The following is a 24200-nucleotide window of genomic DNA, read 5'->3' on the forward strand; positions in this document are numbered from 1 at the left end:
GATATGTAACTTACATCAGGGGCAAGATCGTGTCTTGCATCAGCTTCACCGCAGCTGTAAAAACTTCTGTATCGTCGACAGAACCTGCTTCCTCGACAAAGGCTTGGTCAGAAAGCCCTCACACCCTGCCTGTTGTGCATTTGCAACTTTATAATTAAAACTCTTGTCCACCAGAAATATCACCGTTGTCCTACGGTCTGTATTTTGCTTCTTTAACTCAGCACACAGGCGATAAGGGTCAATATCCGGGGTTGAAGAATTGATCATCGTCATGGCGTGACGATTATTCTTGTCCAGCATCAAAGCGCTGCGTTCGTCGCAGGCCAAAGTCACGGTGATGCCATATTTATCCATGATCATGGCGACATATTCGCGAAAACGCATGTCCTTGTCGACAATCATGATGCCGCCCTTGGGCACGCTGGGCCTGCGCATTTTTTGGTATTCGCTGGGGTCGGTCAGGTCAAGATCAAGGCGTTCGCGGCGGCGACGCTCAGGCACGGCCACTTCGCCAAAGGCGCTTAAAGTGGTCAGCAAGAGCTGGCGGCGGTCAATTAATTCGTCAAGCACATCAAACAGTTTGCGCCAGCGTATAGGGCGCGGCATGGACTGATAATGTAAATTGACATCAGTCTTACCTATGAGCAATACTGGCTGCGCGCCACCGAGATTGAGGTCGGACAGGGTCGCAAGTGCTTTTAAATCTTCTGCATTGACAATATGAATGTCAGGATCTTGTAGACTACCGGTTTTTAAAACCAGATAGCGATAGCCCTTCTCGCGGAGAACAGCAAGAACGGTTGAGAAGGTTTCTTCCTCTTTTGGAGAAAATCCAAGCAGTCGGATCGCGATCGTTGGAGTTTTTGTTGGCATCGTTTTTCCATCTTACACATTGCAGCTTCGATCATTGCAGCTACAATAGCTGCAAAAACGCTGCAAGAATACAGCTTAATTCTGCCAGCCTCGCAAAAAAATTGCAAAACATCATCAAAAAATTAACCAAAACAACAGATTTTCATTCGCATGGCCACTAAAAAAAATACTTCTCCGTCCGACTATAGCGAATCATCCATCCGAGTACTCAAAGGTCTGGAACCGGTCAAACAAAGACCGGGGATGTATACCCGCACCGAAAACCCCCTGCATATCATACAAGAGGTCATCGACAATGCCTCGGATGAGGCGCTGGGCGGGCATTGCAAAAACATTCTGGTCACCATCAATGCTGATACCAGTATCAGTGTAGAAGATGATGGCCGCGGTATTCCAGTCGGTTTGCATCCTGAAGAGGGCGTGCCGACTGTAGAAATCGTGTTTACCCGTTTGCACGCGGGCGGCAAGTTTGACAAAGGTTCTGGTGGTGCCTACGCCTTCTCTGGTGGTTTGCATGGCGTCGGCGTATCTGTCACCAATGCCCTGTCCAAACGTCTGGAAATCACAGTATGGCGTGAAGCGGGCCTGCATCAATTGACTTTTGCCCATGGCGATGTCATAGAACCGCTACGCAGCCAGCCTTTGGCCAGGGGCGATAAAAAGAATGGCACGCGTGTCACCATCTGGCCAGATGCCAAGTATTTTGACAGCGCCAATATCCCGCAAGGCGAATTACAGCGTCTGCTGCGCTCCAAGGCAGTCTTGCTGCCGGGTGTTAAAGTCACGCTGTTCAATGCCAAAACGGGTGAAAGCCAGACCTGGCAATATGATCAGGGCTTGCGTGGCTATTTGACCGAAGCACTGGCGCAGTCTTCGCACGGAGAACCACTGATCCCGCTGTTTGAAGGCGAGCAATTTGCCAATTCCGACAGCGACGGCTTTGCCGAAGGTGAAGGTGCTTCCTGGGTAGTTGCCTGGACAGAAGAAGGCAATGTCGTCCGTGAATCCTATGTCAACCTCATCCCTACTCCTGCTGGGGGTACGCATGAATCCGGCTTGCGTGAAGGCCTGTTTGGCGCGGTGAAGAGCTTTGCCGAGATGCATTCGCTGCTGCCTAAAGGCGTCAAGCTGTTGCCAGAAGACGTATTTGCCCGCGTATCCTTCGTTTTGTCAGCCAAGGTACTGGATCCGCAATTCCAGGGCCAGATCAAGGAAAGGCTGAATTCACGCGATGCCGTACGACTGGTATCGTCTTTCACCAAGCCGCCGCTGGAACTGTGGCTGAATTCCCACGTGGAATACGGCAAGAAGCTGGCTGAACTGGTCATCAAGCAAGCGCAATCGCGCCTGCGTTCTGCCCAGAAAGTGGAAAAGAAAAAATCTTCAGGTGTGGCCGTCTTGCCAGGTAAGCTGACAGATTGCGAATCGAATGACACTACCCGCAATGAAATCTTCCTCGTCGAGGGTGATTCAGCCGGTGGCTCTGCCAAGATGGGTCGCGACAAAGAATTCCAGGCGATCTTGCCACTGCGCGGCAAGGTATTGAATTCATGGGAAGCAGAACGCGACCGCCTGTTTGCCAATAACGAGATTCATGATATTGCCGTTGCCATCGGGGTAGACCCACATGGCATGAATGAAATCGTTGATTTTACCAATCTGCGCTATGGCAAAATCTGCATACTCTCTGATGCAGACGTTGATGGCTCACACATCCAGGTCTTGTTGTTGACACTGTTCTTCCGTCACTTCCCGCAGCTGATTGCGCGTGGTCACATTTGCGTGGCGCGTCCGCCGCTGTTCCGCGTTGATGCACCTGCACGTGGCAAAAAGCCAGCACAAAAAATCTATGCGCTGGATGCAGGTGAACTCATCGCCATTGAAGACAAATTACGCAAGGACGGTGTCAAGGATGGTGCATGGGCAATTTCCCGCTTCAAGGGCCTGGGTGAAATGAATGCAGGCCAGTTATGGGAAACCACCATGAACCCGGATACACGCCGTCTATTACCAGTTTCTCTGGGTGAGTTTGATCAGGTCTTTTCTGAAGGCCGTTTCAATATGCTGATGGGCAAAGGCGAAGCCGCCGCCCGCCGTGCCTGGATAGAAGAGCACGGAAACGCTGTTGAAGCTGACATATAAAATATCTGACCTCACAGACCACAGAAGAATACAAAAAATACGAATAGAACCATGAGCGAACAAGCGAATTTATTTGATCAAACTCCACCGCCACCAGGCGATGGTGAAACCCTGACCCTGGCGACCTTTGCAGAACGCGCCTATCTTGACTACGCCATCTCGGTCGTCAAAGGCCGCGCCCTGCCCGATGTTTGCGATGGCCAAAAGCCAGTGCAGCGCCGCATCCTGTATGCGATGAATGAACTGGGCCTGAACTCTGCCGCCAAGCCGCGTAAATCTGCTGCCGTCGTTGGTGATGTACTCGGTAAGCTGCATCCACATGGCGATCAGTCAGTCTATGATGCGCTGGTGCGTATGGCGCAGGATTTCTCCCTGCGCTATCCACTAATTGATGGCCAGGGTAACTTCGGCTCACGCGACGGCGATGGCGCAGCGGCCATGCGATACACAGAAGCGCGCCTGACACCGATCTCCAAATTGCTGATGGATGAAATCGACCAGGGTACGGTTGATTTCCAGCCCAATTATGATGGCACTACTGAAGAACCAAAATTACTGCCTAGCCGCCTGCCTTTCGTCTTGCTGAATGGTGCATCCGGTATTGCAGTGGGTCTGGCGACAGAAATCCCTTCGCATAACCTGACTGAAGTCGCCAAAGCCGCAGTGGCCTTGATACGCAACCCGGCCATGAAACATGCAGAGCTGATGGAATACATCCCCGGCCCCGACTTCCCGGGCGGCGGACAAATCATTACGCCAGCATCCACCATCGCGGATATGTATGCAACTGGCCGCGGCAGCATGAAGGTGCGTGCACGCTGGAAGATAGAAGAGATGGCACGCGGCCAATGGCAAGCCGTGGTCACAGAATTACCACCTGGCACCTCCTCACAGAAAGTGCTGGAAGAAATCGACGAGCTGACCAATCCGAAAATCAAGCTGGGCAAGAAAACCCTGTCGCCAGAACAGGTAACATTGAAACAGGTCATCCTGTCGGTGCTCGACACCGTGCGTGATGAATCCGGCAAGGATGCGCCTGTACGCCTGGTACTGGAACCAAAATCCAAGAACCAGGACCAGGCCGAGTTCATGCAAATGCTGCTGGCTCATACCTCACTGGAAACCTCTGCATCGATCAATCTGGTGATGATAGGTGGCGATGGCCGTCCACGTCAAAAAGGTTTGCTTGACATCCTCAGTGAATGGATAGCCTTCCGCTTTACAACCGTCACACGCCGTACCCAGTTCCGTCTCAAGAAGGTTGATGACCGCATCCATATCCTGGAAGGCCGTGAAGCGGTACTGTTGAATATTGATGAAGTCATACGCATCATCCGTGAATCTGATGATCCCAAGCCTGCACTGATTGCAGCATTCAAGCTGTCAGATATCCAGGCTGAAGATATTCTCGAAATCCGCTTGCGCCAGTTGGCACGTCTGGAAGCCATCAAGATCCAGCAGCAACTGGATGAATTGCGTAAAGAAAAAGCGGGCCTGCATGACTTGCTGGAAAATCCTTCTTCGATGAAGCGCATGCTCATCAAGGAAATCGAAGCCGATGCCAAACAATTTGGCGATGCCCGTCGTACGGTTATCGAAGAAGCTGCCAAGGCTTCAGTAGAACAAAAAGTCATCGATGAACCGGTCACTGTCGTCATCTCGGAAAAAGGCTGGGTACGTGCACGTACCGGTCATGGTCATGACAATGGCCAGTTCACCTTCAAGGCGGGCGACAGCCTGTACGGCACCTTTGAATGCCGTACAGTAGATCAATTGCTGGTGTTTGGATCAAATGGCCGCGTATATTCCGTGGCCGTCTCCGCCCTGCCCGGTGCGCGTGGTGATGGCGTGCCTATCACCACGCTGATCGACCTGGCAGTTGGCAGCAAGATTTTGCATTATTTTGCTGGCAATGCCGATATCAGCCTGCTACTGTCCTCCACCGCTGGCTATGGCTTTACGGCAAAAGTCGGCGATATGGTAGGTCGCATGAAAGCCGGTAAAGCCTTCATGACCCTGGAAGAAGCCGACTTGCCTCTGCCACCTGCCGTCGTCACAGAAGACGCCAGTGCAATTGCCTGTTTGTCCGAAAAAGGCCGCTTGCTGGTCTTTGGCCTGGCAGAAATCAAGCAGCTTTCCAGCGGTGGCCGTGGCGTGATTTTGATGGAACTGGAAGACAAGGAAAGCCTCGTTTCAGCCCAGGCCATCAGCCAGCGCGGGGTGCGCGTGCATGGCATAGGTCGTGGCGGCAAACCACAGGAAGTCAATCTCAGCGCAACAGGCCTGGGTATCCATATAGGCAAGCGTGCCCGCAAAGGCAAGGCGCTGGAAGCCAAGATCAAGGCTACTGGCTTGCAGAAGATTATGGCGAAAGAGTAAACGCTGTTTTTAATTAGCATTCGCTAATTATTGAATTGAAAATCGTCCATGGCTATGATGTCATGGACGATTTTTTATTAGGGGATTGCCAACAAGTAGTGCTGCGATTCAAATATCCGTTAATCGACAGTATTCTGAAAACAAACAGCATTGGCTGCACTGACGTTTTTGATGTTGACGTTGTTTTTGACTTTTGCAATTCCCATGTGTCGACGCCGTTTGTGCGGTACAGAAAATGGAATAAGAAGAGCCGCTGTCTGAGGTGTAGCAGGGGTTTCGTGCAGCATGCTGCACGCCTGCGTAACGGCAATCGCTTGCAAGCGATTGCGCGCCCTGCAAGGGAAGCGAGTTTCGGATCTTCCCATTTTTTGTACCGCACAAACGGGAACCCCGCAGGGGCGACGACGCCTTGGTCGCCTTTTTGGCATCTCTTTTTAGCGAAGCAAAAAGGGATGTAGCCGCCGGTCTACCACCGGCCAGCAATCGTAAAATTACATGTGCCAGTTTTAAAGAAGCCAGATTGGCTAAGAATCTGAAATTAATGAACTTCACAACATGCTACGAACGACTCTAGATTCCTGCCAAAAACACGCAGGAATGACGTAACTACGGTTGCTGTATTGTTGACGCGAAGGAATTCTGCAAGAGTCCGTACTATTTCCTCAACTTCAACACCCACCTCGGTAAAAGATTGAGCAGCGCAATCAGCCACTTCATCTGCCACGGAAACACCAGCCTGTCACGCCGCGCAGAAATAGCATCCGCAATCAAAGCTACCGCGCTCTGCTCAGGCATGATAAAAGGCTTATGACTGGCATCACCCTCATTCAAAGCGCGCAGCTTCGCGGTATCAATATAGCCCGGCACTATCGCAGTCACGGCAATGGAAAAAGGCTTGAGCGCAATACGGTAGGTATCAGACAAACTCAATACACTGCGCTTGGTCGCGCTATACACAGAGGCACCAGGATAATCATGCAGCAAACCCGCGACGGATGAGATGGCAACCAGTTGCCCCGATTTTTGCAGCAGCATTTTTTCAGCTGCCAATTCAAACGCGTGGCTCAGGCCGCTGACATTGGTCCGCAGCATGTGCAGAGTAGCCGCTTCATCCAGCAAGTGGCTGCGGGTATTGAAATAAATACCAGCTGTGACGATCAGCATATCCAGGCCTTGCGCAGCAAAATCATCGATGGCTTGCGACAAGGCGGCACGGTCTGCGATATCAAACTGGTAGCTGACTAAACTGGCAAGGCTATCCAAGTCAGCAGGCAGGCGCTGCAAGTCACGGCCACAGACTGCTACTCTGTCACCGCGCTGCAAATAGTGACGGGCAAGCGCCAGGCCTATGCCGCTGGTGCCGCCTATCACCATGATGTTCATCATGCTCAGGCCACGCCCCTGCTGTATTTGTCGCTGCTGCGTATCATGATGGCTTCATCATAGGCGGCCTGTCTGGTAAAGGCTTCCATGCCGCGCGCATAACCATACTGCCATTGCGCTTCCATATAGGCGACATAAGTGGCGTGGGTTTCGGGCATGCTCAGGCGTATGCGGTTATTGCGCCAGTCCAGTTTCTTTTGTACCGACTCCTTGGCCAATACCGTCGCCACGTCAGAAGTATCGATACGCACATCGACTGACTGACCATTTGCATAACGCAGGCGCGCATTGCCGTCCAGGCCCAATACGGTACGCCAGGCCGGGATGGAAAAAGCCTGGTCAAAGCTTTGCTTGAATTCCATCATGACTTCATCGGCCAGGCGTTTTGCGATCTCAATGGGGAATAAATCCAGTACGCCACCAAAATAATTGCCATCGGTGTGGGTATGGCAGCGGAAATAAAACATGTCTGTGATAGAAATACGTGCTGCCAGACTGGTTGGCGTTTGTACGTCACACAATAGCTGCTCTGAAATGGCATGCTCACCCCAACGCGGGTCTGCTAATGGCGAAGACATACCGTCCAGCAGCGCTGCTGCTCTTGGATCACAAAACACGGTTTCTGCAAATAATTTGCGCTGGCCGCGCAGTTGCCCGACTTCACTTTCATTAAACAGCAGTTTGCCACCTATAATGGCGGTGGCGACAGACTGTTCACTTGCTGCGACAGGTGGTAAAGGCAGTTCAGCCGGGATTTCAAACAGATATTCATTGAACAGGTCAGGTATGGTGTTGGCAGAGTCACGCCCAAAACCGCGCTTGGCAGCCAACGCCAAAGCGCGGACTATGCCCGCCCTCGGGGACGATTTCAAACCACTCCAGTAGTGATACATCTCTTCAGAACTGAGCCATGCCTTGCGCTGTGCATCATCTGGAAACGCGGCGATAATACTTGCCGCAATGGCACCACCACAGCTTGCCAGCAGAATATCAGGCGCACGGCCAGCCTCGCAGGCAGCTGCGTACATTCCCAGATAAATACCAAAACGAAACCCACCGCCTGCCAATACCATGCAGCGTTTATATTTTTTAACTTGATTCATACTGCTAAAATATCACACTGTTAAGGCTAAACATACACCAAATGCCGTCCACTCCTGCAACTGTGCAACACCGCTTGCGTCACTGGTTGCTGAATGCCTTGACGTTTGCCCTGTGCTATCTGACCGCGAATGTGCTGGCACAACAGCAAGGGATAGCACGCCACGCTGCTTTGTCATTTGAGGCTGGTATCCCGTTTTTACAATGGATGATCGTTCCCTATCTCAGCTCTGGCCTGTTTTTTTGTCTGGCTTTCATCATGGTGAGCAACCGGGATCAATTGCGCGTACTCAGCCAGCGTCTCTTGCTGGCAACCGTAGTCGCATCCTTCATTTTTGTACTATACCCCTTGCAATTCAGTTGGCCCAGGCCAGCCATCTCTTCTGCATGGTGCGCATATCTTTATGATTATCTGGCATTAATAGACAAACCATATAATCAATTACCATCGCTACATGTCGCTTATTGCGTTTTATTTTGGTTTGGTTTGCGTGAACACGTCAGGTCTGCTCTGCTACGCATGGCTTTGGCAATGTGGTTGATACTGACGGCTGTCTCGACCCTGTTCACTTATCAGCATCACGTGCTGGATGTCATAAGCGGCGCATTGCTGGCCTGGCTCTGCATGATCTTTGTCAAACCGAAAAAGACTGAGCCACAGGTGGCATTTTATTATTTGATCTTTGCCAGCCTGTTTCTCATCATAGGAGTGATCGCCCTCCACAGCCTGTTGGCCTTGTATATCGCGTGCAGTCTTTTGCTGGTCAGCCTGGCGTATTATCGCCGTGATCGTCATTTCTTGCATAAGAAAAAAGGAGGCTATCCTTGGTGGATATGGCTCTTGTATGCGCCCTATCTGCTTGGTTACCACTTGACCTGGCATGCTGTGGCCTGGCGTGAACGACACAAACCTCTCATTATCAAACTGACAGAACAACTCTGGGTAGGACGCCGCCTCAGCAATGCAGAAGCAGCACAATTGCCAACCGCTTGCAGCATCATTGATCTGGCAAATGAGCTCAGCGAAAGTCCCGTCTTGCGCACACCAGCCAACCGGCACGTCCCTCTGCTGGATTTGTTGACACCGCCACCAGAAGCAGTCAGCGAAATACTGCAATATCTGCATGAAGAAATAGCTGCCGGCAAAACTGTTTACCTGCATTGCGCCATGGGTTATAGCCGAAGTATATTGCTGGCCAAACTGTATATGTCACAAGGGACACAAAGCAAGTCATGAGTTTTTCTATCTACCAACTGAAGCCACGCTTCCAGCAACTGCTGCAACCGCTACTGGCTGGTCTGGCAAAACGGCATATCACACCAAATCAGGTGACCTTGCTGGCAATGTGTTTATCCATCATCTATGGCATCGCACTGGCTTGTTATCCGCAAAATAAAAGCCTGTGGCTGGGCCTGCCTGTCTTCATGTTTGTACGCATGGCATTAAATGCGATTGATGGCATGCTGGCGAATTTTACCGGGCAAAAAACAGCTTTTGGGGCCATTCTCAATGAAATTGGCGATCAGGTTTCAGATGCTGCGCTGGTTTTGCCTTTTGCTTTGGTAGTGGGCATACAACTGCCCTTGCTGATTGCAGTGGCCATGCTGGGCTTGCTGACAGAATTTGCGGGCGTGGCAGCCTTGCTGGCAGGTTCAAAACGCCGCTTTGATGGCCCCATGGGCAAAAGCGACCGCGCTTTTGCCTTTGGTTTGCTGGCTTTGCTGGTAGCTTTTCAGCTACCAGCTATCTGTCTGAACGCCGTACTGATCATCGTCCTGTTACTCTTGCTCTGGACTTTGTTCAATCGGATAAAACGGGCGTTGCCGCATCACGCTGTGCCACCGACACCGTAAATATCCCGGCTATGCCAAGCTGGGTCGCAATCTTTTTGCAACCTATGCTGGCAACCAGGGCATCCATTTCTGCCTGTGGTCGCGGGCGCATTTGCCATGACTGGCCCCGATGACTATTCAGTGTTTTGGCGATCATCAATAATTGTGGATGCCATGGCTGACCGGTGTAGACCAGGTGCCCGCCAATTTTCAATTGCTGCTGTATGCCGCGCAGGGATGCCAGTACCAGCACATTGTCGCTGAATAATTCATACAAGCCCGAGACGATGACGATGTCATAGGCATCTTCCTCGGCGGGGTAACTGGTTGCAGCAAAGGCATCGCGGCATTGATAGCTGATCTTGTTTTTCAACTGCAAACGTTCAGCCAGCAATCTGGCCTGATCCAGATTAGCCTGGTCAAAGTCACGCAGGCTGATTTCTATATTGCGGTTCTGGAAGCGCTTGATGGTTTCCAGCACATAGCGGCCACCACCAGCAGCAATATCGAGTATGCGTACTGTCTGGTCTGCCGGGCATCGCTGTATCAGATCAGACAAGGTCTGCTGCATCTGCGCCTTGCGCTGGCGTATGCCGCGCCAGCCTATGGCATCCAGATAGCCACGGTCTATCATGCCACCGATGAACAAACGACCACCCGCCTGATTGCGATAAACATAATCGAGTGAAGCACCGGAATCAAAGCCATGTTGCAGGCCAATAGTCATGCCATTGCTGAGTCTACCCAAATATCTCAACATAAACTTTTGCATGCCGTAAAAAGCGTTTTCCAGCGCACCACCCAACTTACCCTGTTGCAGTGCCTGGTATTGGCGCGCACTCTGGCTTAAGGTATCTGCCTTGAAATAATGCGGCAAAGGCAACAAGTCTTTACCATAACATTCGATGATGAAATCCTTCGCTGCCTGTATGGCTTGCTGCACCTGGTTTTCACTTTCATAAAAAATCGCGTGATGGCAGTTTTCTATGAGGACATAGCGTTTCAACGTAGATGAGATACTTTCAAAAAATTGCTTTTGCGGTGCCTGCTTGACGACATAATCCTTGTCGGCAACCAGCATCAGCACTGGTGCATCTATCGCCTGGGCGTCCTGCACTACCCGCCTGGCTGTATCAGCCAGGTCCAGCAACACCCTTGCAGAAATATTCTTGGTAATCAGCGGGTCTGCATCATAAGCTTTAGCCTGCTCGGCAGAATGCGTGAGCATCGATGAGCGTATATAGCTGGTGACAAACAAGTCAGGCTTGAAGCAAGTGGCAAAGCGCAACGCCGGCTTAGCCAGCGGCACATACAGATTGATATCAAATGCGGCAGCAGCCATCACTACACCACGCACCCGCGGCGCATAATCGTGCAGCCAGGTAGCTGCAATCACAGCACCCACACTGTTTGCCACGATTAGCATGTTTTCTTTGGCGATGCCGTAGCTTTGCTGGATATGATTGATGAAGCTGTCAAAATCGCGCACCATAGTTTGGAAATCAGGTGCATCACCACGCTCACCTGGCGAATTACCATGGCCGCGCGCATCCCAGGCAAAGGCCCAGTCCTGGGTAAAACCAAATTGTTCTACCAATGGGCCTATACGGCCAGAGTGTTCATGACCACGGTGTAAGAATATCAGGGCTTTTTGTGGCTGATCTGCTGGAATAGCCAGCGGTTGCCAGATGCGATAAAACAAACGGGTACTGTCATGGCTGTCAAAGCCGGATTCACTGCATAGCCATTTCGTTTGCAATTCTGTTGTCATGCATAGTCCTTATTAAATTCTTTTCTTCAAAATAACAATCCCAGATACAGTAGGGGTGCGGTCAGGACCAGGCTATCTACCCTGTCCAGTATGCCGCCATGCCCAGGTATCAGTTCAGAAAAATCTTTGATCTTCAAATAGCGTTTGGCTGCAGAAAAAATCAGGTCACCGGCAAAGCCACCGAACGACAGCAAGACGCCCATCAACAGCAAGTAAGCAGGGCTGGCCAGATGCAGGTAGGTACCCAGGCCAAGTGATACGAGCATGGAAATCACCACGCCTCCCATCAGGCCCTGCACGGTTTTATTCGGGCTGATAGTGGGGGCGATGGTTTGCCTGCCAAAAATTTTTCCACTGACGAACTGGGCTATATCGTTGAGGGCAGTAACGACAAACAGATAAAAAAACCAGGCCAGCCTGACTTCGTTTGAAAACGGCAGCGTCAATAAATCCAGCATGAAACTCAAGCCATAACAGAGCAGTACAAACAGCATGAGGAGTAATTGATTGCGCTGGCGCCAGATGAAAAACTGCAGCGCTTGCAGACACAGTATGGCGGGTAAAATCAGGCTGGGATCAAAACTGTCCACATATTGCAAGCTTATCTGCAGCGCCACCAATATGAAGCACGGCAACAAAAAACGCCAACGCGGACCAGTATAGTGCAGGGACAATTCACGCACTGCCAGTAGCACGATGAGCAAAGCCATCAGGAGTGGCCCCAGAGGATACAAAAACAGGCTCAGGCTGACGATGGGAAAAATAAACCACCAGGCATTCACCTGTTTGCGCAACTGGCTTTCGGGCGAGCTATGCCTGCCTACTCCAACACTCGCAAAAGCCAGAAGCAGGTAAAGCATCAACATGGCAGCCAGAGTTGAATTGCCGAGAAGAAATTTTGAAAACACTAAGCAACCTGAACAGCAATAAAGATACTCCAGTGTACACTGAACTTTGTCTGCACTTGCTTTTTCAATATGTAAGCATAAGAAACAATGCCTCTATCAAAGTTGAGCCGCAAACAAAACAGGCCGCCATGGGCTCGGTACCCTATGGCAGCCTGTGTTTTACTTGCTGCTCAGTAGATCAGAGCAGGTCAGGCCAGGCTGATACGGTTGCGCCCTTCCTGCTTCGACACATACATGGCAGCATCGGCAATATCGAATAAATCATCAGCATCCAGCGTAGATTCAAGATCGGCCACACCTCCAGAAAAACTGACGGAGAAATGCCCGCCTTCGCAATGCTGCTGTATCTTGGTGAATGCCAGCCTGACCTGATCCAGTACCCGGCGTGCCGTGGTGGCCGAGGTATCCGGGAAAATCACAGCAAACTCTTCGCCACCATAACGTCCAACGATATCACTGCGGCGCAGTCGTTGCCTTAAGAGCCTGGCCAGCGTACGCAAGACCTGGTCACCAGCGGGATGTCCGTAGGTGTCGTTGACATATTTAAAGTTATCAAGATCTATCATCGCCAGTGCCAAAGGCGAACCGGTACGGCCAGCTTGCGAAATCTCGGATGCGAGTTGCTCCTTGATGGCAGTGTGATTAAACAAACCGGTCAAACCATCGCGCATGATCAGGGCGCGCAAAGAGCGGTAGCGCTCAGCCCTTGAGGCGATGGAAGATTTCAGATATTCCGGTGCCACCGGCTTGGTGATGAAATCATCCGCCCCTGCTCTGACGGCATCGAGCTGCTTGCTGAGGTCTGCCTCACTGGACAGGAATACGATAGGCACATCAACATAGGAATTATCTTGCCTGATCAGGCGCGATAGTTCGACACCACTACATACTGGCATGTAAATGTCCATGAGCAGCAGTTCTGGGCGAAAATCTGTCATCACCGTCAATATCTGCGTTGGATCATTGAGCAGGTAGACATTCATGCCTGCATCACGCAGGATTGCGCCGTAAAACTTGGAAGTCACGGCATCATCATCAATGATGAGCACGCGATAACTCTTGTTTTCACCAAGTTGCAGCAGGGATTCTATTCGCTCAGTCAGGGCGACAACATCGACCGGCTTGGTGAAATAGCCGTCACCGCTGGCGCGTACTGCCAATAAACGTGAATCAAAGCTGCTGGAGCGCGATACAAATACCGTGGGAATACGGAAGCGTTCTATCTGTTTGATGCGTGAGATTTCTTCAGCCCCTGCGACTTTGCCTTCCGGGAAGCTCAGCTCTATGACGATCACATGCGGTCTGCGAGTAGCCACTGCTTTTGCCAAGGCACCGAGATGGTTCATGCGCACCACCTCATAACCGAAATGCTCAAGCTGTGTGGTGATTTCCTGATTTTGCGCTTCGTCCTCGTCCACCAGATAAATCAGATGGGGGTCACTTGATTCGCGCTCTTCTTCCTGCACGCTCTCGGCCACACCATTAACAGGCTTATTGTCATGCTTTAAGGCGTATTCAAAATAGCGATTAACTTCATCCGAGTAAGCCTTTAGCTCAACCGGGTCCCAGGCTTTCCCCTCAAGATGAGGTTTTAGTGTGGATTCAAATACCCTGGCCTGCGTACCTATGTCAGCGAAGCCAAAAGTACCGGCTGAACCTGCCATGGTATGCAAGTGCCGGTGCAGGACAACCATGGAGTCTTTGTCGTCTGGACGTTCAACTACCTTTTGCAAGGTACTGGTAATCTCTTCGAACTTGGACGGCAGCTTCTGCATAAAAATTGCTTCGAGAGCAAGCAATTTTTCTTGCAGGCTATCATTTTTATCAGACATTTAAGCCTTCTCCTGCCATAAACCTCGCACCTGAGTTGACAGTTCCATAGGATCAAAAGGTTTTGCAATAACGCCTATGGCGCCCAGCGACTTATAAAAATCCATTTCTGAAGACTGCACCTTGGCAGTCATGAAGATGACTGGCGTAGACTCGGTACCAGGCAGTTTGCGCAACTCGGCCAGAGTGGTCGGGCCATCCATATTCGGCATCATGACGTCAAGCAGCAGCAAGTCAGGAACAAAGCCAGCATTGACTTCTGCAATGGCCTGCGCCCCGGAACTACAAGTTTTCAAACTAAAACCACCGACAACTTCCAAAGCAATTTGAGCCACGGTTTGTATATCAGCATCGTCTTCAACATACAAAATGCTGGCGAGCGTTGCAGAAGTCATTGCTACTCCTTATTGCGATAGATAAAACAGATGGTCTCAGGATAAATCAAGATTACTCGTAAAACAACAATAAATCCTGTTCATTATCAGAATAATCATCATTCGCAGAGCCCTCGACAACAAAGTCAGGACCTAAATCCCCTTTTTGTTCCCACTAAAAATGTATTTTTGAAATAATTATTCACTTATCCGTCAGACGATCAAGATTACTCTTACTATAAGGCAAATAATTAAGGGGTAACACCGCCGTTTCCAAGTATGTTGACCTGACATAGTTCATCAATATGGTAGCGTCTCTGTGAGACCTACATATCTTGTACTGCAACGATAATGGCTATTATCCTGCTTCTGTGAACCGTTGATATCTATTGGCAAATAAAAAACACCGACTTTGTAATATGATCTGGCGGCAAATCAAATCAATTTATAGGAATACTGATGCGCCTCGTGTTAACCGTCATATCCAGCATAGTTTTAAATTTTGCGCTGTCCCATCATGCTACACAGGCGCAGCAAGTGCAAGAAGCTCCCTTGCGTGCGCATCTGGCATTTTTATCTGACGACTTGTTGGAAGGACGTGGTACCGGACAACGCGGCGGCGATCTTGCAGTGCGCTACCTGGAAACGCAAGCGGCAGCAATGGGTTTGGTGCAGCTACCGGGCGCAAATGGCTACAGGCAAACTGTGACACTGGTTGGTAGTCAAACGCTCAGCAGTAGCCAACTGCGTTTTGAAACTAACAAAGCTACCCTCTCGCCAGCCCTGGGGACTGAGATTGTGTATGGTTCTTCCAACGGCAAAGCTGATAATGATTTCAGTGCTCCGCTGGTATTTGTCGGTTACGGTGTACGCGCACCAGAAGAGCGTTGGGATGATTTCAAAGGCGTCGATCTCAAAGGCAAATTGCTGATCATGATGGTTAATGATCCTCAGCCAACCCTGGCGGAACCAAATCGTTTTGCGGGAAAAGCGCTCACCTATCATGGCCGCTGGACATACAAGTTTGAAGAAGCCGCACGGCAAGGTGCCGCGGGTGTGCTATTGATACACACTTTACCCTCAGCCAGTTACGCCTGGAACGTGCCACAAACATCTTTTAGCCATGAACGCTTTAGTCTTGGCAGCGACGGCAATAACGGCAATGCACTGGAAGGCTGGCTACAGGAAGATATTGCCAAGGCGCTGTTCGCTGCAGCAGGGCAAGACCTGGATGCGCTGCGTGCACTCGCTGAAACCCGTGAATTCAGGCCGGTCGCAATCGATGCAAGGGTTCATGTGACATTACGCAGTAGCGTGCGTAAAGTGGAGCAGCAAAATATCATTGGCATGGTCCCTGGCAAGGATGCAAAACTTAAACATGAGGCAGTACTGTATTCCGCGCACTGGGATCATCTGGGCATAGTACAAGAACCCGGCAAACCTGCACAAATCTGGAATGGCGCCGTGGACAATGCTTCCGGTGCGGCTGCATTGCTGGTCATGGCGCAAGCTGCAGTGGCACATCCGACGAAACGCACACAAATTTTCTTATGGCCTGCGGCGGAAGAACAAGGCCTGCTTGGCAGTGCATTTTACGTTCAACACCCATTATGGCTACTGGCAAAAACTGCGGCTGATCTCAACTTGGACAGCATGAATTTTGTCGGCAAAACCCAGGACATCGGCGTAGCAGGCAGTGAGCACAGCAGCCTGTTTAACAGCGCCACGTCCGTTGCCAAAAAAATGGGCTTGCGCATTGCACCACCCGTTCCCGATTTAGGAGGTGCCTTCTTTCGCGCCGATCATTTCAATTTTGTGCGGGCGGGTGTTCCGGCGTTTAATGTCGGTTCCGCCGTGTTTTCTGGTGATGGATCATTTGCCTTTGATCACGATGCAGAGCAAGAAGCAGCACAAATGAAAGCGTTTAAAAAAGACTACCATACCCCGCGCGATCGTTATAACCCGGCATGGGATTTAAGCGGCATGCTACAGCAGGCGCAATTTACTTTAAATCTGGGTTATGCACTTGGCAACGACACTGCGATGCCGGTCTGGAAAAAAGATGCGAGATACAGGCGTGTAGCGCAGTAACAGGATTGTGGCAGGGACAACGAATACTCCAGTACAGATCCCTGCTTACCGTGCCGCTTCATCGCAAGACTATATCGCTTCCACCTTGTTCAGCCTATTTCAGCAAGAAATCCACCCGGTTCGGACTGCCCTTATCCTTGATGCCATCGGCACTGAGTCTGGGGGCAATCAGGAATAAGCGCTCACGTTCAACACCAGAAACATCTTCCAGATAATCACGCACGGCGTCAGCGCGTTTTTGTGCCAGAGAGCGCAAGGCTTCCGGGGTAACCTGGGTATTGGCGAGTATCATTTTTTCGGCTTCTGCCGTTGGCAGAGTCTTGGCGAGGCCAATGGCATTGCGTGGCTTGGTGAATTTTTCTGCCTGATAGACTTCTTCCACATACTTGGCTTTTTCAGCATCCGTAATGACGATGTCTTCTTTTTTGATCGTACGGTCTTTTTGATGCACGTCTTTCCATTTCAGTTCACGCATTTTTTGCAGCAGCAATATCTGGCGTATGCCGTCAGCATCGCTCGCTGGCTCTACCCGACCTATGATGTCCAGTTTCAGGGCACTACGATTTTTAAGCGCCTTGGCGAGACTATCGAGCTTGGCAGCCGCGGCAGGCGTCAGACTGGTCTGGCCTGGCAAAAATTCGGTATAAGCCAGCTCTTCCCCACCACCAAACATCGATCCCAATAAAGCAAATGGTGAAGTCACAGCCTTGGTAATCACATTCATGAAGACTTTGAAGATGATGCCACCCACTGAAAATTGCGGATCAGACAGGGAACCGGTAATAGGCAAGTTAATGGCAATACGGCCCTGGTTATCTCGTAACAAGGCAACTGCCAGCATCACGGGCAATTTGGTTGCCGTCGGGCTGTCCACTCTTTCACCGAAAGTCAGTTGATCAAGGCGCACATCATTTTCTGCCTGTAATTGCTGATTCTCTATGCGGTAAGATACTTGCATGGACAGCTTGCCTTTTTCTATGACGTAGCCAGCGTACTTGGCTGCATAAGGCGTCAGCCGTGTCAATTCCAGGCCATTGGCGCTGGCCTTGACATCCATGAACATGGGGCTGGCCAGAGGGTTCAGGCTGCCCGAGATCACCAGAGGCGCATCATCATCAACCTTGCCAGTCAGTTCTATGGTCGCTGGTTGCGGATTGTCGGACGCGATCGCACCTATGGTGCCTGTTACACCCGTCAGGTTGGCTGTGTAATTTGGCTTGACGAAATTGTCGGTAAAATTGATATTGCCACCCTTCAATGTGGTCTGGGCTATGCGTATCACGACCGGATTGGTTTTTTCTGGCTTGGCTGGCAAGGGCACGGTAACGATATTCGTCGTCGCCGTTTTGCTGGTGACGGCTTTTACCGCAGCATCGTCTGTCTGCGCTACTGGCGATGCTGCAGTTGCGGTTGCTTCTGCTTCTTCCGCATCAGCTTTCTTGGTACTGAGGATAGTCTGTATATTCAGCTTACCCTTGGCAGACAAAATGGCGCGCGCATAAAAATCATTGAGTGCCAGTTTTTTGAGGGTAACCAACTGCTTGTCGCCACCGATCTGTGCACTGATGCCATCCATGGCGATGTTTTTCCATTCCAGGAAATCTTCTTCAGCACCATTTTCCAGCAGGTGGAAGTCATTCAGTGCCAGCATGCCTTCGTAATTAATTTGCCTGTTACTGTCGAGTACATTGCTCAGGTTTAATTTGCCTTTGATATCTGCCCTGCCACGTGTCAATGCGGCATTCACATAAGGTGACACATACGGAAATAATGCCGACACAGGCAAACCCTGCCCATCCAGATTCATGCTGATGCTTTTTAGCTGGCTGGATGCTGTTGCGTCTAAAGCCAGTTTGGATTTTTTTCCTATATTGGTCTGCAAAGTCATTTTCACTGGCTGCGACATATCGCTGCTGAGTTTTTCCACATGCAAATTGAAGGCATCCAGCTTCAACTTCACTTCTGGCGACATGGATTTATCATTGAAGCTGACAGCACTGTCCTTGAAATCCAGACTGGCAAGATTGACTTTCCATGTTGCCGTAGCGGCAGCGCCAGGCGTGCTAGTGGCGGCACTATCTACTGCGGCAGGCGCAGCCGGGCTGGTACCTGCATTGGCACTTGAGCTGGATTTCAGCCATTTCTTCAGGTTTAATACCGCTTGTTCATCGCGCCGCACATCCGTCACCAGGCCATCAAACAGCACGCTACCTATATTGACTTGCCTGCTCTCCATGTTCAGGGTCAGCTTATCTACCGTCAATGCTTTCAGGTTGAAACTGCCATCATCAGCAGACTTGGGCTTGATGGCGAACTGACTGAGTTTCATGCCCAGATCATCAACTTGCACCAGACCTTTTTGCACTTGCAATTGCGCATTCACATCAAACTTACCACTGACACTGGCGAGCAGATAATTACTCAGCAAAGGCTGGTAAGTAGCCAGAGACCAGGAGCTTAAAGCCAGTTGCGCCTTGGCCGTACCATTCAGTGGCTGCATCTCGCCTTCCAGTTTCAAGCTCTCATCGTTTTCACCACTGAGTGCAAACTTGAACGCAGCCGCTTTGGCATCTGCTGCAGAAGATAAGCCACGCGCGGTCAGACTGATATCTTTGAGGTTGACGGTTTGTGCAGGGTTAGCGTGCTTGGCATCACGGAAATGCAAAACCCCTTTTGACAGCTGCAATTCTGCCAATTGCTGCAAGGCAGCGACCGGTTTTGCCGCGCTCACTGCCACGGATGATGCGGCAGAAGCGGTGCTAGCCGTTACAGGCACTACCGTATTCTTAGTGTTCGTTTTGCTATCTTTGGACGGAGTAGCGGGCGCAGGTGGGGTGGCCAGGCTAGCCCAGTTCAATTGCCCCTGCTGATTGATATCCAGCCAGATTTCTGGTGAAGACAATTCCAGCTTGCTGATGCTGGCTGCGGCTGTCATGACATTCACTTGCTTGATTTGTGCATGCAAGCTGCCCAGCTTCAACAAAGGTGTATCCGCCTTATCGTTGACATGCACGTCATCCAGATTGACATCACCCGCCAGCAGCAATTCGGCATGGGCATTCTTGCGGCTGAAAATCAAATCCAGTTTGGTCGACAATTTTGCGTTCTGGATTTTCACTGGCAAGGCTACGGGCACATAGGGCAGATATTGTGTCAGGTCCAGTTTGTCAAGATCAATTGCGAGAGAAGTATCCAGGCTATTCGTGAATGGCTTCGCCCTACCCTTGAGCACAAAGTTTGAACCATTGACCTTGGCCGACAGCATGGGTTCGACAAAACTCTCTACCTGATTAGGGAAGTTGGACACAAAGGGCACGCCGATTTGCAGTGCTTCTATCTTGAATTGCTCATTGACGACCTTGTCATCTATCTCTATGCGTCCACCTGCGAGCTGCAGGTTTGCCAGAGAAAAGCGTGCCGTCGATTCGCTCTTGGGCATGGCTGCAATTTTCTCCAGTATATCGCTGAAGTTGTAGCGGCCATAGCCTTCACCCGGAGTACGGATAATATGCACATAAGGTTCGGTGAGCCTGACTTCATCGACGATCAGGGCCTGACGAAACAGCGATGCCAGCGACAGATTCAGTACCAGTTCTCTGACTTTGACTGCCGGTGTACGCTGGTCAGCCTCGTACAGTGTCAAACCATCTATCGTCAGCGCCAGTTTGAAAGGTGAAAAGCGGATATCCGCCATATCCAGCTTACGCCCTATCTGCTGCTGCACTTGTTCGGCAGCGATACGTTTGACGACACCCGGCAAAAAAGCCCAACTCAGCGCTGCCAGCAAAAATACCAAACCCACCAGGCCTGCGGCCCAGCGCCCCAAGTGCCAGCGTTGGTTGGCATTGGTGATTTTTTGTTTTATTGTCGTCATAGTAGAGTCTGGTGCGTTTGTATGTGGCTGAATAAGATTATAGTCTTCAACGACAACGATCAAAAGAAAACCCCGTCTAAGCGGGGTTAAAAAATGTCAATCAGCAAAGAAATTCAAGCATCATCAGGCCAGCAACTTACCTGCGAACACTTTGGCTTGCGAGGGGTTGCCCGCGATGTGATAGGCCAGGTCCGCGGGTCTGGCGATGTCCCACAGCGCAAAATCAGCCGCTTTGCCTACCGCCAAACTACCAGTTTCTGCACTCAATCCAAGAGCTTGTGCTGCATGGCAAGTCACGCCTTGCAGCGCTTCCAGCGGTGTCATGCGGAATAGTGTGCAAGCCATGTTCATGGTCAGCAACAGCGAAGTCATGGGTGAAGTACCTGGATTGCAGTCCGTTGCCAGCGCAATCGGCACGCCCGCCGTACGCATGGCAGTCAATGGCGGGTATTTGGTTTCGCGCAAAAAATAAAACGCACCTGGCAACAGCACGGCCACCGTGCCGCTGGCTGCCATCGCTGCTATGCCTTCATCTGACAAATATTCCAGATGATCTGCAGACAGGCCTTTATATTGTGCCGTCAATGCTGCACCGCCCTGATCAGATAATTGTTCAGCATGCAGCTTGACTGGCAAGCCGTGCGCTTGTGCAGCCTGGAACACCAGTTCTGTTTGCGCTGGCGTGAATCCTATTTTTTCACAGAACACATCGACTGCATCAACCAGACCTTCAGCCACCAAAGCAGGCAACATCTGCTCGCAAACCAGTTTGATGTAATCATCGACCCTGCCTGCATATTCGGGCGGCAAGGCATGCGCGCCTAAAAACGTAGTTTTGACGCGTACAGGGAATTCACGCCCTATGCGCCTGGCCACGCGCAATATGCGGGCCTCGGTTTCCAGGTCAAGGCCATAGCCGGATTTGATCTCCAGTGTAGTCACACCTTCGGCCAGCATTGCATGCAGACGCGGCAGCGTGGCAGCCAGGAGTTCATCTTCACTCGCAGCACGGGTGGCACGCACGGTGGCATTGATACCGCCGCCCTGCCTGGCGATTTCTTCATAAGCGACACCATTCAGGCGCGCTTCAAATTCATTGCTTCGGTTACCGGCATACACCAGATGCGTATGGCAATCGATGAGGCCGGGCGTCAACCAGCAACCCTTGCCGTCGTGGGTTTTGGCCGCACCATATTCTGCGGGTAATTCGCTCTGCGCGCCCAGCCAGGCGATCTTGCCATCCCTGACTGCGATGGCAGCATCCCTGATTTCGCCATAACCGTCGGTCATGCGGGCAAGGTGGACATTGATCCACAGGCTGTCCCAGGATAAAACTGTTGAACTCATCAGCTGTCACCCATGCTCAAAAATTGTATGCGTATCAGATACAGTACCGCGTCTTCATCAGCGTGCAGGTTCAGTCGTATGCCCTGATGCTCATGCTCCTCTTCAAACAGGCAGCAATCATAGTCTTGCAAAGTCTCACCTGTGGCCAGACGGGCACTGCCTTTGGCGCAGAACAACAAAAGCTGCTGGGCATCATTGGCTTCGATGAAATGCTTGCCTGCTTCCAGCCTTTGCATGTGATGGGTGCAGACATCGCGCCGCGTCATCATGTTCAGGTCCAGCACTGTGCCATGCAAGAGTTCGGCATTGATAGGCGTTTCACCTTTGAACTGATGCGGCAAGCTATCCTGTTTGAGGAAAACACTCTGACCATGAACCTGCTCGCTATCGCTATGCAGTATCAAGCCTTCGCCCGATAAAATCGCCAGCGTCCTGTCTATCTGGGCAAAATGCGAAAACGGGCCGTTGCTGCTGACTTCAGCCGTGCTTAAACGCCAGACGAAATGATCGAGACTGGCGTCTGTAGGAAATATCGCCAGCTCAGTCGTGCTGCCGCCGCCATTTTTCCATGGCATGGTTTGATAGTCTAGTCTTGTCCACTTACGCATGGTAATCAAAAGCTTTCAACAAAATACAAAAATGGCCCTCCCAGATGAGAGAGCCATTATCTTAATACAAACTGCTTAATTCAAACTGCTAAGGTTCAAGCAGAATCAAGCCAAATACAGATTTTGATACAACTGCTGGCATTGTGCGCTCAAATGGCCTTCGACGACCAGCGCTTTTGCTGCTTCTATATCAGGGGCGAAGAACCTGTCTTTGTCATAGAAAGCCACTTTTTCGCGCAAAAGCGTGTGGACTTGCTTCAACATCGCTGATGTTTGCAAAGGCGCATGGAAATCCACACCCTGTGCCGCCGCCAGCAATTCTATGCCAACGATGGTCGCTGTATTGTGGGCCATTTCATGCAAACGGCGTGCGCCATAGGTCGCCATGCTGACATGGTCTTCCTGGTTGGCAGAAGTCGGAATGCTATCGACACTGGATGGATGGGCATGTGATTTGTTTTCAGAAGCCAGCGCCGCGGCCGTCACATGGGCGATCATGAAACCAGAATTCAAACCGGATGAAGGCACAAGGAAAGGTGGCAGGCCAGAAATCGATGAATCGATCAACAAGGCGATGCGACGCTCAGAGATGGAGCCTATCTCGGCAATTGCCAGTGCCAGGGTATCTGCCGCAAAAGCCACAGGCTCTGCATGGAAGTTACCGCCAGAGATAACTTCACCGGTTTCCACGAACACCAGTGGGTTATCCGTCACTGCATTTGCTTCGATCAACAAGGTACGTGCCGCATTATTGATAATGTCGAGGCAAGCACCCATGACCTGTGGCTGGCAGCGCAGGCAATATGGATCTTGTACGCGCTCATCATTAACGAGATGAGACTGGCGAATTTCACTACCAGCCAGCAGGTTGCGATAAATCTGTGCTGTCGCGATCTGACCAGGTTGGCCACGGCTGCTATGGATACGCGCATCAAACGGAGCATCGCTGCCCTTGGCGGCATCGACTGACAAGGAACCGGTAATGGTCGCGGCTTCCAGCAGACGCTCTGCCAGGAACAGACCATTCAAAGCAAGTGCCGCGGATACCTGTGTACCATTGATGAGAGCCAGGCCTTCCTTGGCAGCCAATACGACAGGCTTGATACCGGCAGCAGCCAGTGCTTCTTTGGCAGGCACAAGCTTGCCATTAACACGCGCATCACCCTCGCCCAGCATAGCCAGCGTCATATGCGACAACGGAGCCAGATCACCGGATGCACCCACCGAACCCTTGACCGGGATAGTCGGCATGATGCCTGCGTTATACATGGCGATCATGCTATCGATCACAGAAGCACGGATACCGGAAAAACCACGCGCCAGGCTGGCGATCTTCATCGCCAGGATCAGGCGTACGACTTCATCCGAAATCAATTCACCAGAACCGACGGAATGCGAAAGGATGAGATTACGCTGCAAGAGTTCCAACTGGTCATCAGGGATACGGGTCTTCGCCAGTTTGCCGAAACCGGTATTGATGCCGTAGGCCGCATCACCTTTTGCCACGATTTTATCTATCGTGGCGGAAGCGGCATTGATGGCGGCATAGGCGGACTCTGCCAGCTTCAACGGCTGGAATTTGGTCCAGATAGCACGCAGGTCGCTCAGCGTGAATTGACCGGGTTGAATTTCAAAATGATTACTCATGTTTTTTCCTGAATACTTTAAATATCGTTTTAATTCCCT

Annotated in this window: 17 protein-coding genes; 6 read left to right on the forward strand and 11 right to left on the reverse strand. The window is 51.0% G+C overall.

Features of this window, described 5'->3' with window-relative positions:
- Positions 1-45: 45 nt before the first annotated feature.
- The gene (locus AC07OI_RS21810; protein WP_492708632.1) at positions 46-873 is read right to left on the reverse strand and encodes a response regulator; all 828 of its coding nucleotides are present in this window, start codon (positions 871-873) and stop codon (positions 46-48) included.
- Positions 874-1023: 150 nt separating this feature from the next.
- On the opposite strand from AC07OI_RS21810, the gene AC07OI_RS21815 reads away from it, so the two are divergent.
- The 3 genes from AC07OI_RS21815 (at position 1024) to AC07OI_RS21825 (ending at position 5852) form a co-directional block, all read left to right on the forward strand.
- On the forward strand, positions 1024-3015 hold the full coding sequence (locus AC07OI_RS21815; RefSeq protein WP_492708630.1) for a DNA topoisomerase IV subunit B: 1992 nt from the start codon (positions 1024-1026) through the stop codon (positions 3013-3015).
- A gap of 51 nt (positions 3016-3066) precedes the next feature.
- The gene (gene parC / locus AC07OI_RS21820) at positions 3067-5394 is read left to right on the forward strand and encodes a DNA topoisomerase IV subunit A (RefSeq protein WP_492708628.1); all 2328 of its coding nucleotides are present in this window, start codon (positions 3067-3069) and stop codon (positions 5392-5394) included.
- Positions 5395-5456: 62 nt separating this feature from the next.
- Complete coding sequence (locus AC07OI_RS21825) at positions 5457-5852, forward strand: hypothetical protein (RefSeq protein ID WP_495258688.1); 396 nt, start codon at positions 5457-5459, stop codon at positions 5850-5852.
- A gap of 196 nt (positions 5853-6048) precedes the next feature.
- On the opposite strand, the gene AC07OI_RS21830 is transcribed toward AC07OI_RS21825, so the two are convergent.
- Both AC07OI_RS21830 and AC07OI_RS21835 read right to left on the reverse strand, forming a co-directional pair.
- Entirely contained in the window at positions 6049-6780 is a 732-nt protein-coding gene (locus tag AC07OI_RS21830; RefSeq protein WP_495258689.1) for an SDR family NAD(P)-dependent oxidoreductase, read from the reverse strand.
- Positions 6781-6782: 2 nt separating this feature from the next.
- The gene (locus AC07OI_RS21835) at positions 6783-7880 is read right to left on the reverse strand and encodes a patatin-like phospholipase family protein (protein WP_495258690.1); all 1098 of its coding nucleotides are present in this window, start codon (positions 7878-7880) and stop codon (positions 6783-6785) included.
- Positions 7881-7921: 41 nt separating this feature from the next.
- Here AC07OI_RS21835 and AC07OI_RS21840 point away from each other — a divergent pair, with 41 nt between their 5' ends.
- Complete coding sequence (locus AC07OI_RS21840; protein ID WP_495258691.1) at positions 7922-9115, forward strand: phosphatase PAP2 family protein; 1194 nt, start codon at positions 7922-7924, stop codon at positions 9113-9115.
- Positions 9112-9732, forward strand: a complete 621-nt coding sequence (locus AC07OI_RS21845) for a CDP-alcohol phosphatidyltransferase family protein (protein WP_495258692.1) — start codon at positions 9112-9114, stop codon at positions 9730-9732. The genes AC07OI_RS21840 and AC07OI_RS21845 overlap by 4 nt, the downstream gene beginning before the upstream one ends.
- On the opposite strand, the gene AC07OI_RS21850 is transcribed toward AC07OI_RS21845, so the two are convergent.
- The 4 genes from AC07OI_RS21850 to AC07OI_RS21865 form a co-directional block, all read right to left on the reverse strand.
- Positions 9680-11482: a bifunctional alpha/beta hydrolase/class I SAM-dependent methyltransferase gene (locus AC07OI_RS21850; RefSeq protein ID WP_495258693.1), complete on the reverse strand. Its 1803-nt coding sequence runs from the start codon at positions 11480-11482 to the stop codon at positions 9680-9682. The genes AC07OI_RS21845 and AC07OI_RS21850 overlap by 53 nt on opposite strands.
- Before the next feature lie 26 nt (positions 11483-11508).
- The gene (locus tag AC07OI_RS21855) at positions 11509-12342 is read right to left on the reverse strand and encodes a phosphatidate cytidylyltransferase (RefSeq protein WP_492708018.1); all 834 of its coding nucleotides are present in this window, start codon (positions 12340-12342) and stop codon (positions 11509-11511) included.
- Between the two features lie 236 nt (positions 12343-12578).
- Complete coding sequence (locus tag AC07OI_RS21860) at positions 12579-14222, reverse strand: diguanylate cyclase (RefSeq protein WP_492708020.1); 1644 nt, start codon at positions 14220-14222, stop codon at positions 12579-12581.
- Complete coding sequence (locus tag AC07OI_RS21865) at positions 14223-14615, reverse strand: response regulator (protein WP_492708021.1); 393 nt, start codon at positions 14613-14615, stop codon at positions 14223-14225. It abuts the gene before it with no gap.
- Positions 14616-15053: 438 nt separating this feature from the next.
- Here AC07OI_RS21865 and AC07OI_RS21870 point away from each other — a divergent pair, with 438 nt between their 5' ends.
- Complete coding sequence (locus AC07OI_RS21870) at positions 15054-16685, forward strand: M28 family peptidase (RefSeq protein ID WP_495258694.1); 1632 nt, start codon at positions 15054-15056, stop codon at positions 16683-16685.
- Positions 16686-16779: 94 nt separating this feature from the next.
- On the opposite strand, the gene AC07OI_RS21875 is transcribed toward AC07OI_RS21870, so the two are convergent.
- The 4 genes from AC07OI_RS21875 to hutH all read right to left on the reverse strand — a co-directional run bounded on the left by AC07OI_RS21875 (position 16780) and on the right by hutH (position 24161).
- The gene (locus tag AC07OI_RS21875; RefSeq protein ID WP_495258695.1) at positions 16780-20559 is read right to left on the reverse strand and encodes a DUF748 domain-containing protein; all 3780 of its coding nucleotides are present in this window, start codon (positions 20557-20559) and stop codon (positions 16780-16782) included.
- A 123-nt stretch (positions 20560-20682) separates the two neighbouring features.
- Entirely contained in the window at positions 20683-21906 is a 1224-nt protein-coding gene (gene hutI, locus AC07OI_RS21880; RefSeq protein ID WP_495258696.1) for an imidazolonepropionase, read from the reverse strand.
- On the reverse strand, positions 21906-22514 hold the full coding sequence (locus AC07OI_RS21885) for a HutD/Ves family protein (RefSeq protein WP_492708028.1): 609 nt from the start codon (positions 22512-22514) through the stop codon (positions 21906-21908). The genes hutI and AC07OI_RS21885 overlap by 1 nt, the downstream gene beginning before the upstream one ends.
- 105 nt (positions 22515-22619) lie before the next feature.
- Positions 22620-24161 carry a histidine ammonia-lyase gene (gene hutH / locus AC07OI_RS21890; RefSeq protein ID WP_495258697.1) on the reverse strand — a complete coding sequence of 514 codons (1542 nt, stop codon included), beginning with the start codon at positions 24159-24161 and terminating at the stop codon, positions 22620-22622.
- Positions 24162-24200: the final 39 nt, after the last annotated feature.

This window comes from Undibacterium sp. GW821-FHT07F11 (genome assembly GCF_059418665.1).